Consider the following 14,012-nt stretch of genomic DNA (forward strand, 5'->3'; position numbering starts at 1 on the left):
GCCCCAGCTGGCGTCGCTCATCCGCGCCATCCCGAAACCGCCAGCGAAAGCCTCGGACGTGGACAAGCCGGCCCTTGCCAGGCCGAACGTGCGCAGGGCACCGGCGCCTACCGGCAGGAACGCAGTCACGCCGGTCGCGATATTCCAGGCCGACTGGCTATCGAAGTCGCCGCCCTGAAGCAGGTGCTCACCTTCCTTGTACAGAGTCTTGCCGCCAAGAGCGGCACCGGAGGTGATCGCGATGGGAATGGCCCATTGACCGCCTGGAACGAACGAGACGATGGTGGCGGCGCCGGCCACGATGCCAAGACCGATGTCGGTGGCCTTGTCCCAGAAATCCACCTTGCGCGCGTCGGCGACCTCCAGTTCGTCGAGTGAGAATCCGTCGGCGCCGAGTCTCATGTCGCCGCCCCTGGCCAGGATCAGCTTGCCCTTCTCGCTGAAGATGCGGTTCTCGTGCTGGAATTCGTCGAAACTGCCGTAGTATTTGCCGGAGCTGTCGACATAGCCGACGTCTTTTCCATCGCTCCTGATCGCGAATAATGCTGTCGACGATTCCATCCCGCCATCAAGCGAGAACATCGGAACGAACTTGACCTCTGCGTCTTCGCCGGCGCGGTCAGTGATTTCACCGGTAACCTTTGCGACCCCCTCGCTCGATGCATCGAGACCGAGCGCGCGGGCAACCGCGCCGCTGAGCTCGCCAGGCTTGTATTGCTTGTATTCGCCGGTGAACCCGTTCTCGTACAACCGGTTGAGCTGAACCTGGTAGCCGGCGAGCGCCTGATCCCTGTGCTCCTCAAAATACGTGTTCTTGAGCCGCGCCTCATGCTCCTCGTTGCCATATGTCAGAAGCTTGGGGCTGCTTGCATAGAAGCTGTACCAGTCGCGCGCCGCCACCATCGCAGGGCGGACATCCTCCTCCCAGGTCTCCAATTGAGACTTCTCGGTTTCAGCCAAACCCCTGTCGATTTCCGCGGCCGCCACTTCGGGGTGCACCCAAAGCCACTGGCCACCTATCTCGATCCGGACCGACTTGCCGCTGGCACCGATTGCGCCCGCTCCTTCCTTCTCGTAGGCAGCGGCAACGTCCGGTGCGACCCAAAGATCGCGACCGTTTACAGTGATCTTGACCGGCGTCTCGCCTGGTTGGAGCGTGCCGGTGGGCGCTTCTACCGTTCCCCCGCCATGCTCGGCGATGGCATTGTCGCGAGCCGTCGTCGCGTCGACGAGCCTGGTTTTTGCATCTTGCAGCTGTGCGTCAAACCGCTCGACCTGCACGCCGATGATGTTGGATTTGGCGGCCGCCAGCGCCGATTGCGAACCTGTTCCGGAGGGCGTGCAGACCGGCGCCGACGTCGGGCTTTGCGTCGAGGCCATTAACTCCTGCCACTGCCTGTTGAGCGGATCGTTGCGGAAATCGTCCCTGATATTCTTGTCGTCGAGATCGTATGTCAGAGCATATTTCAGGACTGGCGTGTCATTGCCGTTCTCATCGCTGAAAACATCATTCTCGTAGGTGTTTACGAGATAGAGCTGTCCATTTTCCTCGATCACTTCCTGCGACTTCAGGTTGCCGGTGTTCTCGCCTGCACCGTTCGTGTAGCCGTCCCAATCAAAATGGTGCGGATTTCTCTGCATCGCTTGCGCGATCAAGGCTTGCTTGATCGGCTCGACCCGCACGGCAAGGTCGGCCGCATCTTTTTGCGCAACTCCAAATTGCTCATACGCCTCAGCCAGGGTCACCTGGCTGGCTGCCGCCTCCTGCATCGCTCTCAGGTTCTCGAGCCTGCCATTGATTTCGGTATGCTCGGGGCTTCCGGGCTTGGCCTCGGCAAGCTCCAGCTCTGTTGCACCGACCATCTGGTCGATCGTGGCCTTGTTGCCTCGCGCAGTGTGCAGCGCCGCGTTGATAAAGAGCTGTGCGGCTTCGGCGTGCTCAGCTTTGCCCTGAAGGTTGATTTCCTCACCGGTAGGCCCGCCGGGAGCCCCTACGGACGGCTTGCTCGGATCGCTGAGCACCGGCAGCGTCGCCTGCTTGTCGATGGCGTCAAGGAGGCTCCTCTCGCCCTCCTCGTACTCAGCCCGGGCAGTGCTGGCACTTTGAAGCATGTTGTTGGCGGTGGTCAGCCGCGCTTGCGCATCTGCAAGCGTGCCTTTCGGCTCGGGGGCCTGCAATTGCAGCCCATACGGCGCCAAGACCCTGTCAAGTGTCGTCCCGGCACTCGTCATGGCTCCGCTATATTCGGGATCCAGGGCATAGACGTCGAGTTGGGCTGCGCTCTGCCCAGGCTTTGCCTGTGCTTCGCCGAGGCGCGCTATCACAGCGTTCTCGGCGGCGATCGCCCGCGCAACTTCCGGATCGAACCATTGCCAGCTCCCGTCGACCATCAGCGGCACCCATTTGCCGCCTGACGGAGCCGTGGCCGACGGCGGCTCGCCGAACGGGCCGACCGATGTGGCGCTGCCGTCGAGATTCGGCGTCGCAGGCTTGCCGCCGCCATATTGCTCGATTGCGTCCCTTACTGCTTGCTGCGCGTCTGCGGCTTCCTGGGCAAGCTCGGGACTTGCCCCGCCGAGCACGCCCTCCAGAATCGTCTTGAGAACCGTGTCGGCCTTGGCCTGTTCGGGATCTCTGCTCTGCGGATTGATCGATAGCAGCAGTTCGGCCAACGCCTGCTGCGCCGTGCCAACCTCGATCTTCAGGTCGCTGCCGGTGCTGTTGTTGTGCAGCGTCATGCTGCCGTCGGGCCCGGTGGTCAGCGTGTAGCCGTTGAAGGTGACTTCCACGGTCGTGCGCGTACCGTTTTCGATGGTGATCTTTTCACCGACGTGGATGACGTTCGGGTCGCGAGCGGAGCTGAAAAGCTCAGGATTCGTCCGTCTGAGATCATCCAGCGATACGCCATATTGCCGCGCGATCAGGGTCAGGCTGTCGCCCGGCTTGACCTCGTATACGACAGGTTCGCCGCCGTTGATCTCCTCGGTGGTCGTCGTCGTCACCCGGCCGTCCTTGTCGGTGACGATCTTGGTTTCAGTTCCGGTCCGCGGATCGACGATCGTGGTGGTGGTCTCGCCAGTCTCGGTGTTGCGGACGCTGTGGCGGGTCCTGCCGTTGCCATCGACGGACTGCGACGTTTCCTGGCCGTCGGCGGTGGTCACGACGGTGCGTTGGTCATGCTGATAGTCGTGCGAGTAGACAGTCTTGTCGCCGGTGTGCGGATCGACGATCTCGACAGACTGTACGTCGCCGTTGTCGCTGGTCGGTTGCTGGGTGGTCACCTTATAGCCAGCGGCCTGCAATTCGGCGATTACCTGCTCGCTGGTGAGGCCATTTTCCCGTGCGATCTGCTCGATGCTTTTTCCGTCGGCGAGACCGTTCTTGATGTTCTGGGTGCTGGCGCCACCAGGATCCTGGGAGGGCCTCAGAATAGTCTTGCGACCGTCCGGACCGGTGACGGTGGTTACGGGAAGCGCCGGGCCGACGCCCGGCGTTACCGTTTCCACCGAGGCACCATTGGGCAGCGACGTCCGCTCGGTGACGGTGCCGGTGCCGAGATCGTCTTCATACCGCGTCGTGATGGCGCCGGTATCGGGATTGTAGCTGCTGGTTTCTTTGCGCCCGAGCCCGTCGCGGACCGGCGTGGTGGTTGCCGCGCCGTTGGGTTGTGCCTGGACGCTCGTATAGTAGCTGTCGTGCTGATAGTCGTAATATTGGGTGACGGTGCGGCCGCCGGCATCCGTGATCTTCGTCGTCTGCACGTCGCCGTTGCCGCTCGTCGGGTCGGTGGTCGACACGGTCATTCCGCCGGATCTGAGCGCGGCGATGACCTGTTCGCGCGTCATGCCGCGGGCGGACGCAATCTGGTCGATGCTCTTGCCGCCGGTGACGTCGTTGACAATGTTGCGGGCGGTAGTCGCATCCCTGGGATTCTCTTCGGCCGCGCCCCCATCAAGTTTCACTGGCGTCACCGCGGGTGCGGCAAGATCGGGTTGCACATAGAGAGCCGGCGCCACCGTCGCGCCATTGCCTGAGGTGCCGGTGCTGGCATTGACGCCCGGCGTCGCCGGAGCCGCAACCGGTGGCGGTTGAAGGGAACTGAGTTGCGTGTTCACCTGCGCCAGTTGCTGGCGTGCCTGTGCCGCCCAATCACGCTCGCCCATTCTGTTGGCGAGCCTGATCTGCTCCCGCAACTGTGCCGCCTGTGCCTCCAGTCGCGCTATCTCAGCGGTGTTTGCCTTGGCGTTGACCTTTTGCGGCTGGACGGGCGGCTTGGTGAGCGTTATCGGGCGAACCATCTGGACGACCTCCGGAAATCACTGTTGCCGGCAGCCCGGCTGCCGTCACGCCCGCCCCGACAGCACCCGTTCCATTGCTATCTGGGGGGCTTCCAATAAATGCCGAAAGCAGCAAGCTGCCCTTCCGACTGCTTTACTCGATCTGCGGCATTCACCTCGGACTGCGCAGCCGTCACCGCCGCCAGAATTTCGACGGCGGCGAAGGCAGGCGCGAGGCTGCGGAAGAACGACTGCGAGTTTGACGTGACGATAATTGCTTCCCGCGCGATCCGGGCCAGCGGCGACACGCTGCTGTCGGTGATTGCCACCACGCCGACACCTTGGCGGACCGACTGGCGCGCCACTTCGATGGTCGTGCGCTCATAAGGCGACATGCCCACAGCCAGAAGCACGTCGCCACCTCCGGCATGCTGCAGGACATCCAGACCCGCGCCGCCCATCTCGCCGACGAGCGTAACCTTGCGGTCGCCATCGACCAGAAACGACATGATGTCAGCGCAATGGCTCGCCACCGGATAGGCCGAGCGCGACGCGAGGACGAACAGATTGGCGGACCGCGCAAGCAAGCCGGCGGCGGCGATCAATTGCATGGCACTGCCATATTCGCCGAGACTTGCAATCTGCGCCGCGAGCGTATCGGCAACGACCCCGACCGTCGAATATCCCGGATCGCCATCCTGCTTGCCCTGACGCGCCGGCTCACCAACGATTGTCTCACGAAGCGCGCGCGCATAGAGGCTGCGCATGTCCTCGTAGCCATCTAGGCCAAGCCATCGCGCCAGCCGCATCATCGTGCTGTGCGAAACGCCGGCCTGGTGCGCCTGCTCGCGCATCGACATCAGCGCGACATCCTTGGGATGGTCGAGCACGAAACGCGCGGCGACCCGCAACTGCGGCGGCATATTCTCGAACCGTTCGACCAACAGCTCGGCCAAAGGACCTTTTTCCATTTTTGAATACCCCATTCACCCGGCTTGGAGGTTACTCCTTGAACGCCGGCAACGCAACAGTTGGAACTGTAGTGGCTCAAATATTCCAAATGGACTTTCATTTTCGGCCATACTGCCTTAAGCTGCCTTGGCAACGTGCCGGATCGCGGCTGTGTGAATCCCGGCGCTTGCAACTTGAATTTCTCGCAAGGAGACAATGATGGCTGCTACCCCTCCCATTACGTCCGGCTCTGCAGGGTCGCCGGAACAGAACCTGGACAAGATGATCAAGCACCAGGAGCGCATGTTTGGCCTGGAGATCACGAAAGAGATCGCGAAATCCCAGCATGACATGCTGATGAGCACCGCGAGGACGCTCGGCCAGTCGGCTGAGAAGGCTTAAGGCAAGGTTCCGCGACCCCATGCGCCGCCGCGAGCAATCGGCGGCGCACTTGTACGGCAGGATTTTTCAACACCGGCGTCAGGCTGCATTTGAAATCGTCATCGGCGGGAGATGAAGTGGCATGACCGATACTCCTATCGGCAGGTATCTGGATGCGGCACCGGCGCGCCGGTTGCGGTCGATCATCGCCCTCTCGCCGGCATCCGGACACTCCGTTGTGCTCAGCGTCACGCACGGATTCCACACCGGCGCCGAACTCTGCTTGGTCGAGCCGCAGTATACGATCGGCTCCAGCACGGAGTCGGACATTGTTCTCAGAGACGCCGGCATCGCGCCGGTCCACGCAAGGCTGCGGCGCAAAGGCGGCCAATTTGAGATCGAAGCCGTCGGCGGCGATGTCGCGCTCGCCACAGGCGAGACCATCCATGAAGGCCACGGCAGCCGCTGCAGGCTGCCGCTCACGATCGACGTCGGCGATGCCCGTATACGGCTGGTTAACCCGGAACGCCCCGCAAGTCGGTGGTCCTTTTCCAATCGCCCGCTCCTGGTCGCGGGCAGCGTTCTGTGCGCCGTATTCGCCCTCTCGCTCGCTGCGAACGGTCTCTCTCTCGCCAAGCCGGACATTGGCGAGATGCAACCCGCTCAAGATGGTGAACCGGTCAGAATGGCCTTTGCCGGCGAGACCGGGAAGGAAGTGCTGGACGATTCATCACCGGCGGAGCTGCAAACCGCCGCCGAAGCGGAAAGCCAGCTCAAGCAACGTCTGGAGCAATCCGACATAAGCACCTTGACCGTTCAGCGATCGCCGGGGCGTCTCGTGGTCTCGGGCATGATCCCGAATGACAAGAGCGGCGTCTGGACGGAAACGCAATCCTGGTTCGACCAGGCGTTCGGCGCGCACATTCCGCTGGTCTCCAACGTCATGATCGGCGATGCGCAGCAGGCCCCGCGCCTGACGCTGCAGGCGATATGGTATGGCGACCGGCCTTACGTCATCGCAGCCGACGGCGCCCGCTACCACGAAGGTGCATTCACCAATGACGGCTGGACCATCAAGCACATCGGCGAGACGGAACTTCTCCTGACGAAGGGCGGCGCCACGGTCGCGCTGAAATATCCGTGAACCGTCGGCTTGAAGGGCCACGACTCGATTCGGCAAGGATGGACACGGCTGGCCGCGAGGTGCGCCAGGCGGAAGGCGTGCGCGGCCAGGCTATCAACCGGCGACGGATGAATGGCGTCGACAAGGCCGCGAGCCGCGCTCAGGGAACGAAATCCGCCGCTGGTGCTGAAAGGCCGCAAACCGCGGAGTTCCAACCCTCCGGCGAGGCGGCTGGCGAATCGCTTGATGAGATCCTCATCAACTTCGTCATGCCCCGTATACCCGAGCCAGCCATCTTGCGGCGCTCCGTGCCTATCCTCCAGCATTTTGTGACACACCTGGTCCCCGACCTGGAGGGCGGCGAGCAGCTCAAGTCGCTTGCGAGAACGCTGATGGAGGATGAAATCGAGCGTCATCGCGACCTGCTTGGTCGCATGCAGGAAGGAATCGAAATCTGACCGGCCCGGATGACACGGTGCATCTGCTGCATGTCCTGGGCTTTCTCTACGGGTCTCACGGGCAGGCAAAGCGGGGCGCGGCGTATCTGCTCATCGCCGCGCAGCTGTCGCCGGGAAATGCCGGCGTGCTGAGGACATTGGCGCATCTGCTCATCCTCGATGGCGAGGCGGAAAAGGCGCTGGCCACGATTGCCAGGCTGGAGACCTTGGAAGGAATGGACCATCCGGCGCTTGCCTTGCTGAAGAGCCGCGCCTTGCTCGTGGCGGGGCGCAAGACCGAGGCGCACAGCGCCCTGCTGAGCTTCCTGTCGCAACGAGGCGTTCAATGACCATGACCGTGTCGGAGCGGCTTCTACAATTCCTTGCCAGGCTGTCACGCCGCAGCGATCTGGTCATCGCCGTCCTGCTGCTCGTCGCGGTAGTGATGATGCTCATTCCCTTGCCGACATTCCTCGTCGACATTCTCATCACCGCCAATATCGCCATCAGCGTGCTCATCCTGCTGGCATCGTTTTACGTTTCCCATCCGCTGCAGTTCTCGTCGCTGCCGTCGGTCATCCTCATCGCCACCTTGTTCCGGCTGGCGATCACGATCACGACGACGCGACTGATCCTGCTGCAGGCCGATGCTGGCGAGATCATTACCGCCTTCGGCACCTTTGTCGTCGGCGGCAGCATTGCGGTCGGCCTGGTCATCTTCCTGATCATCACCATCGCGCAGTTCATCGTGGTCGCGCGCGGTGCCGAGCGCGTCGCCGAAGTGGCGGCGCGCTTCACGCTCGATGCGCTTCCAGGCAAGCAGATGAGTATCGATGCGGAACTGCGCAACGGCGATATCGATCAGACGGAGGCACGTCGTCTGCGCCAGCAGCTGGAGCGCGAGAGCCAGCTGTTCGGCGCGATGGACGGCGCCATGAAATTCGTCAAGGGCGATGTCATCGCCGGCATCGTGATCATCCTGGTCAACCTGATCGGCGGTTTCGCGGTCGGGACGCTGCAGCACGACATGTCCCTCGGTGACGCGGCCGCGACCTACTCGCTGCTGACCGTGGGTGACGGGCTGGTGGCGCAAATACCGGCACTGCTCGTCGCCGTGGCCGCAGGCACGATGGTGACGCGCGTCGGCAGCGCCGACGGTGCGGGCGACCTTGGCCGGCAAATAACCAGTCAGCTTCTGCGCGACTCCCGAGCACTCGGTCTTGCCGCGGTGATCATGGTCGGCCTTGCCATCGTGCCAGGTTTTCCGTCGATCGTGTTCCTGATCCTCGGCGCCAGCTTCGGTGCCGGCGCCTACGCAATCAGTCGCCGTACCGCCCGGGAATCCGAGCCTGACGACGACGCCGGCCAGATCGCAACGCGCGAACAACCGGGGAATTCCGCGGCGCTTTCAGCAATCCCTACCGGAACGCTGCCTCCTTCCTACCGCATCGTCGTGCGCCTCGGAACCGAGCTTGGACGCTCGATCCCGGAGCCCGAATTTGCCGCGCTCGCCGACGGCGTGCGCCGCGAGCTCTTCGGCGATCTCGGTATCGACGTTCCGGCCATCGGCATGCAGGTCGACGAGATGCTTTCATCACGAAGCATCCGCGTCGATCTGGAAGGCGCGCCGATCCTGGATGCCGAAATTCCTGCCGACCGCGTTCTCGTCGAGGCGGATGCGACGCACCTCGACCTGCTCGAGGTGACTTACGAAGACGGCTCGTCGATTGCCGGTCAGCGTAGATTCGCGTGGGTCGATGACAGCCAGATAGCGGCATTGAAGGAGGCCGGCTTCGCCTTTTCCGCACCAGCGGAAACGGCGGCCAAGTGGACCGGAAATGCACTGCGGCTCTATGCCGGCCATTTCGTCGGGATTCAGGAGACACGCAGGCTCCTGTCAGACATCGAGCCGGACTACGCGGATCTGGTCAGGCAGGCCCAGGAGATCGTGCCGCTGCAGAAGATCGCGGAAGTGCTCCGCCGGCTTGTCGGCGAAAACGTGCCGATCCGCAATCTGCGCCTCATCCTCGAAGCGCTGATCGAATGGGGCCAGCGCGAACAGGACGTTGTCCTGCTGACGGAATATGTCCGCACATCCCTGAAGCGCCAGATCAGCTTCCGCTCCGCCGGCCGCAACAACATCATCGCGGCCTATGTGCTGCAGCGGTCGGCCGAGGATATCCTGCGCAACGCGGTGCAAAGCGCATCGACCGGCACATTCCTGAACCTTTCGGACGATGACGCGCAGGCCCTGGTCACCGAGATCGAGCGAGCCCTGTCGCAGAGCTCCATCGATGTCTCGCCGGTCGTGCTTGCCGCGATGGACGTGCGCCGGCATATGCGCAGCCTGCTGATGCACAATGCCATCGAGCTTCCGGTTCTGTCGTTCCAGGAACTCGCGCAGGAATTCAACGTCCAGCCCCTGGCCACGATCACCGGCCGCACCGGCAGGGCCGGCGCGCGCTCGCAGGCGCTGCCGTCGGCTCAGGCGAAAGCCGGGCAAGAGGCTGCCTCATGACGAGATTGCAACATGGCCGAAGAAGCTGAGGAAAAGAAGTTACCGGCGTCGGACAAGAAGCTCCGCGACGCTCGCCGCAAGGGCCAGGTTTCGCAGAGCCGCGACCTGGTCTCCGGCTTCACGTTTCTCGCGGCGCTCGGCTATCTCTATTTTTCCTGGCCGATGCTGTTCAAGCACCTTTCGGAACTCGTGCAGACCGTGACAGAGACCAGCGGCCCGTTCGCGGATGTCAGCCTGCGGGCCATCCGCCATTTTCTTTCGTTGCTGATGCTTGCCACATTGCCGCTGGTCGGGATCGTCGTCGTTCTCACCCTGGCCTTTGGCATGCTGGGGACGTTCGGGCCGGTCTTCTCGTTTGAGCCGCTGAAGCCGCAGTTCGATCACATAAACCCGGCGAAGGGCCTGCAGAAGATCCTGTCGCTCCGCAACGTCATCGAGTTTAGCAAGGGCCTGGTCAAGGTGATGTTGCTGGCAAGCCTCTTCGTATTCGTTCTGATCGCGTGGCTGCAACCGCTCTTCGATGCGCCGGGTTGCGGTCCGTCATGCCTGGAGCCGATCATCAAGGCGGTGCTGATACCCCTTGGCGTTGCCGCCGCGCTTGCCTTCGTCGTCATCGGCGTGATCGATGTTCCCATTCAGCGCTGGCTGTTCCTGCGCGACATGCGCATGACCACCACCGAATACAAGCGCGAGCACAAGGATCTCGAGGGAGATCCCTTGATCCGCCACGAACAGCAGCGGCAGCGGCGCGAAGCGGTGATGCAACCCGCGAAACTCGGCGTTGGAAATGCGGTCATCGTCTTCGTGTCCGGCGACCGCGCCGTGGCGTTGCGTTACCTCAAGGGTGAAACGCCGGTGCCGACGGTCGTCGGCAAGGGCCAAGGCCGCGCAGCCGACGAGATGGTAGCTCAGGCGCGTCAGGCACGTATCGCGATAGTCGAAGATGCGGCCGTCGCCGAACCACTCTTCGAGAATGCGGGCATCGGATCCTATATCGGCCAGCAGATGTTTTCGCCGGTCGTTCGCCATCTCGTCCGGCACGGACTCACTTGAGGCAAAAACGCGCGGTTGTTCTTAGCAAGTATCGTTCCCGCGAGCGACCGATCGGGGAACACGATGGGCGATCCGGCGAGCCGTCCGTCGGCAACGCGCTGGGCCATCGCGATCGGGCATCCTGCGTGTTCGCCACCTGTCAGCAGAAACTAAGCAGCATTGCTGTGCAGGCGGAGCGCTTCAGTTCGACTTGACGTCGAATTCGACCCTGCATCGCTGGCCGGCGGGCAAACGGTTGCCGGCATTGGGCAGCATGATGCGCACGCCGAACGTCCTGCTGGCCGCGTCCAATACCCGGTCGATCACCTGAACTGTGCCGACAAGGACTTCATCGCGCGGCTCGCTGACGGTCACCCGAACGGCGAGGCCGACGCTGAACTTGCTGTATTCGCTGTCGGCGACGAAGGCTTCGACGCTCAACGGGTCGAGCTGTGCGATCGTGGCCAGTTGCCCGTCCTGATCGAGGTACTCGCCGGCATACAGCTTGCGTTCCATGACAATACCGTCGATCGGACTGACGATAACCTTCTGGCCCAGCACGGTCTTTGCCCGGGCAAGCTCGAGTTCGAGAATGCGCTTGCGCGTTTCGGCGAGCGCCAGTTCGCGCTTGGAGACCTCCATTTGCGCGACCGCTTCCTCCACCGCATCCTGGGAGGTGACGTTCATGCTGGCCAACCGCTTGGAGCGGTCCATGCGGTTTACGGCCAGTTGGTATCGTGCCTGCTGGGCCTCGATTTCCGACGTGTTGGCCGCCTGCTCGGACATCAAGTCGATAGTCGACAGCTCGGTGTTGGCATTCAGCCGGGCCAGGATTTGACCCTTTTTGACAATGTCGCCACGATCGATCAGCACCTCCTCCAGAAGGCCAGGCACCGTGCCGCCGACACCCACCACGATCGAAGGATTGACGACGCAATCGAGCGCCGCCGCATGAGCGGCACCCGCCAGAAACACGGCAGCGATGGAGAAGATAGGTCGCAGCATTTGACGTGGCTCCCTGCCCGCCGCGGCCAGTCCAGCCGCCGGCCCAAGTCTATTCGGATTTGCCGGAGAAGGCGAGCAGCACACCCAGCCGCCGGTCCTGGTCGAGCAGGTCCTTTCGCTCCGCTGCATGCGCGCGCTCAGCGCGCATCTGCGCTATCCGAAACAGCGCAAGTGCGGCTCGGCGCCTGAACCAGGTTTGACTCCGGCTGGCCCATTCGACAAGGCGTGGCGGCGCGAGATCGAGGATCGGATCCTCCAGCGAAAGAATGTCCCGCGTTGACCCCCGGTCTCCCTTGCGCGCCGTCCGCCCTTCCATCTGCCGGTCGATCCGACGGGCATCGTGGCGCTCGCTCAGCACCACGTGAAGTCCGCCCATTGCGAGCGCCTCGGGATCGACCTTGATGTCCACGCCGCGCCCAGCCATGTTGGTCGCCACCGTCACCGTTCCGACACGACCCGCTCCCGCGATGACTTTCGCTTCGTCCTCGCTCTGCTCGGCATTCAGCACGGCATGCTCGACGCCGGCGCGCCCGAGACATGCGCTGAGTTCCTGTGATGCAGAGACCGAACGCGTGCCGATCAGTACCGGCCGTCCGAGGGCCCGCATCGTCTCGACCTCCTGCACGATGCGGTTCCATTTCTCCTCGCGCGTCGCACACACAATTGTCGTGAGCTTCGCGCGCCGGGGCGGCACGTGTGTCGGCACTGCGAGAACCGACAGCCCGTAGACGGCGCCCAATTCGCCTTTGACCTCGTAGGCGGTGCCGGACATCCCGGCGAGGCGCAGATAGCGGCGAAAAAAGCGCTGGTACGTGATCCGCGCGGCGGTGCGTTTGCGCGGGGTCACTTTGCAGCCCTCCTTAAATTCGATCAACTGATGAAGGCCATCGCTCCATGTGCGGTCGGCCATGATGCGCCCGGTGAATTCGTCGACGATTTGAACAGTCTCGTCAGCGACCAGATAGTGTTCGCCGCGTCGGAAAAGCAGCAATGCGGAGAGTGCTTGCCTGGCCGATTCCTCGCGTCGGAGGCGGTTGCGCCAGTATCCATCGGCCGCCTCAGCGCGCGTCCAGAGCCTATCCTTGCCGGCTTCCGTCAATTCGATACGGCGCTGGTCCGGCAACAGCACGTAGTCGACATCCTGTTGCAGGTCCTCGATCAGACGAAATGTCTTTTCCGCCCAGTTGCGTTCGTCGACGGAATTGCTTTCCTGGGAGATGATCAGCGGCGTGCGCGCCTCGTCGACCAGCGCGCTGTCGGCCTCGTCGACGATTGCCAGGTGCAGACCGCGCATGACTGTTTGCGAATTCGCACTGCCGGCTTGGCCGAAGCCGCTGAGCTTGCGGTGCAGCAGCCCGGTCCTTTGGCCAAGCGCCATGCGATCGCGCAGGTAATCGAACGCAACTTCCTTGTTGCTCGCATAGACAATGTCCGACGCATAGACTTGCGGTCGCCCTGCCCGGTCGCCGCTCTGGATCAGGCCCGTGGTCAGGCCAAGAAAGTCATAGACAGGCTTGAGCGTCGCAAGGTCGCGTGCCGCCAGATAGTCGTTCACGGTTATGATGTGAACCGGCGTGCCCGCCAGCGCCGCGGCCGATGCGGCGAGACCGGCGGTGATTGTCTTTCCCTCGCCGGTGGCCATCTCCGCCACCCGCCCGTCAAGCATTGCGAGGCCGCCAAGAATTTGAACGTTGTGGTGGCGCAGCCCGAGCTTGCGCCATGATATCTCGCGCACGATCGCGAAGCATCGTTCGATGTTCGTCTGGGTCAGGCCGCCACGGCGCATCACTGGGCGGAACGCCGCGACCCGCTCGACAAGCTCGACTTCGGCTATGCCCGCATAATCACGTCCGAGTGCCTCGATGCGAGGCAGCGCGCGATACATCCGCCGCAGCCTTGCCCGCTCCCGCAACGGCGAGGCCACGCCAACCAGCCACTGGTCCAGCCAGTCGAGGAATTTCGGCGCCGGGTCTTCCCGCTCGGCGCCGAGATCAAGGGCCGGAAGCAGGACGCCGGCCGTTTGCCCAGCCGCCGTCAAGCTCCCGTCCTTCTACGCTCGGGTGACATCTCGGTCGTCACTTTGTTAAGCCTGCTCCAGCCTCATGTCCGCTTCGTCGCCACCCTTGCGCGCCGCCGATTTGCCGGTTTCCCGTTTCGCCTTGGCAGAAGTCGCTTCTGGTGCCGGTTCCGACGTGTCCTCGACATCCGGGCCGGAGGCTGGCATCCGCTCCAGCATGTTGGCGAAGTGCCGCAAGGAGTGGAGGTGAAGGTATGTGCACTCCAATTC

General features: G+C 63.1%; 10 protein-coding genes and 1 pseudogene. 6 read left to right on the forward strand and 5 right to left on the reverse strand.

Annotated elements, in window-relative coordinates; genetic code table 11:
- Nucleotides 1-4,299: LysM domain-containing protein (locus EN781_RS08595; RefSeq protein ID WP_145965464.1), on the reverse strand; the 4,299-nt coding region annotated here is incomplete at its 3' end.
- Nucleotides 4,300-4,376: 77 nt separating this feature from the next.
- Nucleotides 4,377-5,264 carry a MurR/RpiR family transcriptional regulator gene (locus EN781_RS08600; RefSeq protein WP_348631368.1) on the reverse strand — a complete coding sequence of 296 codons (888 nt, stop codon included), beginning with the start codon at nt 5,262-5,264 and terminating at the stop codon, nt 4,377-4,379.
- A 184-nt stretch (nt 5,265-5,448) separates the two neighbouring features.
- Between EN781_RS08600 and EN781_RS08605 the strand changes: the two genes are divergently transcribed.
- The 6 genes from EN781_RS08605 to EN781_RS08630 all read left to right on the forward strand — a co-directional run bounded on the left by EN781_RS08605 (nt 5,449) and on the right by EN781_RS08630 (nt 10,741).
- Complete coding sequence (locus tag EN781_RS08605; RefSeq protein ID WP_126092905.1) at nt 5,449-5,631, forward strand: hypothetical protein; 183 nt, start codon at nt 5,449-5,451, stop codon at nt 5,629-5,631.
- A 121-nt stretch (nt 5,632-5,752) separates the two neighbouring features.
- Nucleotides 5,753-6,754, forward strand: a complete 1,002-nt coding sequence (locus EN781_RS08610) for an EscD/YscD/HrpQ family type III secretion system periplasmic domain-containing protein (RefSeq protein WP_126056236.1) — start codon at nt 5,753-5,755, stop codon at nt 6,752-6,754.
- Between the two features lie 38 nt (nt 6,755-6,792).
- A complete protein-coding gene (locus EN781_RS08615; RefSeq protein ID WP_126056237.1) occupies nt 6,793-7,191 on the forward strand; it encodes a hypothetical protein in 399 nt (132 codons plus the stop codon).
- Nucleotides 7,192-7,208: 17 nt separating this feature from the next.
- Complete coding sequence (locus EN781_RS08620; protein ID WP_245455579.1) at nt 7,209-7,520, forward strand: hypothetical protein; 312 nt, start codon at nt 7,209-7,211, stop codon at nt 7,518-7,520.
- A complete protein-coding gene (gene sctV, locus EN781_RS08625; RefSeq protein ID WP_245455581.1) occupies nt 7,517-9,688 on the forward strand; it encodes a type III secretion system export apparatus subunit SctV in 2,172 nt (723 codons plus the stop codon). The genes EN781_RS08620 and sctV overlap by 4 nt, the downstream gene beginning before the upstream one ends.
- 12 nt (nt 9,689-9,700) lie before the next feature.
- Nucleotides 9,701-10,741 (forward strand): EscU/YscU/HrcU family type III secretion system export apparatus switch protein, encoded by a 1,041-nt coding sequence (locus EN781_RS08630; protein ID WP_126056238.1) that lies wholly within the window; start codon nt 9,701-9,703, stop codon nt 10,739-10,741.
- Between the two features lie 180 nt (nt 10,742-10,921).
- On the opposite strand, the gene EN781_RS08635 is transcribed toward EN781_RS08630, so the two are convergent.
- From EN781_RS08635 to EN781_RS34735, 3 genes and pseudogenes are all read right to left on the reverse strand, one after another.
- A complete protein-coding gene (locus EN781_RS08635; RefSeq protein WP_189347401.1) occupies nt 10,922-11,725 on the reverse strand; it encodes an efflux RND transporter periplasmic adaptor subunit in 804 nt (267 codons plus the stop codon).
- Between the two features lie 49 nt (nt 11,726-11,774).
- Entirely contained in the window at nt 11,775-13,763 is a 1,989-nt protein-coding gene (locus EN781_RS08640; RefSeq protein WP_127399904.1) for a prepilin peptidase, read from the reverse strand.
- Nucleotides 13,764-13,808: 45 nt separating this feature from the next.
- A pseudogene (locus tag EN781_RS34735) lies at nt 13,809-14,012 on the reverse strand (multidrug transporter); the annotation flags it as partial.

This window comes from Mesorhizobium sp. M4A.F.Ca.ET.090.04.2.1 (genome assembly GCF_003999085.1).
In the GTDB taxonomy this organism is placed as follows: Bacteria; Pseudomonadota; Alphaproteobacteria; order Rhizobiales; family Rhizobiaceae; genus Mesorhizobium.

Bases quoted from the DNA above. Each gene is read 5' to 3' on its own strand.
- EN781_RS08615 (WP_126056237.1), top strand. From the start codon at position 6,793: ATGGACACGGCTGGCCGCGAGGTGCGCCAGGCGGAAGGCGTGCGCGGC.
- EN781_RS08610 (WP_126056236.1), top strand. From the start codon at position 5,753: ATGACCGATACTCCTATCGGCAGGTATCTGGATGCGGCACCGGCGCGC.
- EN781_RS08605 (WP_126092905.1), top strand. From the start codon at position 5,449: ATGGCTGCTACCCCTCCCATTACGTCCGGCTCTGCAGGGTCGCCGGAA.
- EN781_RS08635 (WP_189347401.1), bottom strand. From the start codon at position 11,725: ATGCTGCGACCTATCTTCTCCATCGCTGCCGTGTTTCTGGCGGGTGCC.
- EN781_RS08600 (WP_348631368.1), bottom strand. From the start codon at position 5,264: ATGGGGTATTCAAAAATGGAAAAAGGTCCTTTGGCCGAGCTGTTGGTC.
- sctV (WP_245455581.1), top strand. From the start codon at position 7,517: ATGACCATGACCGTGTCGGAGCGGCTTCTACAATTCCTTGCCAGGCTG.
- EN781_RS08630 (WP_126056238.1), top strand. From the start codon at position 9,701: ATGGCCGAAGAAGCTGAGGAAAAGAAGTTACCGGCGTCGGACAAGAAG.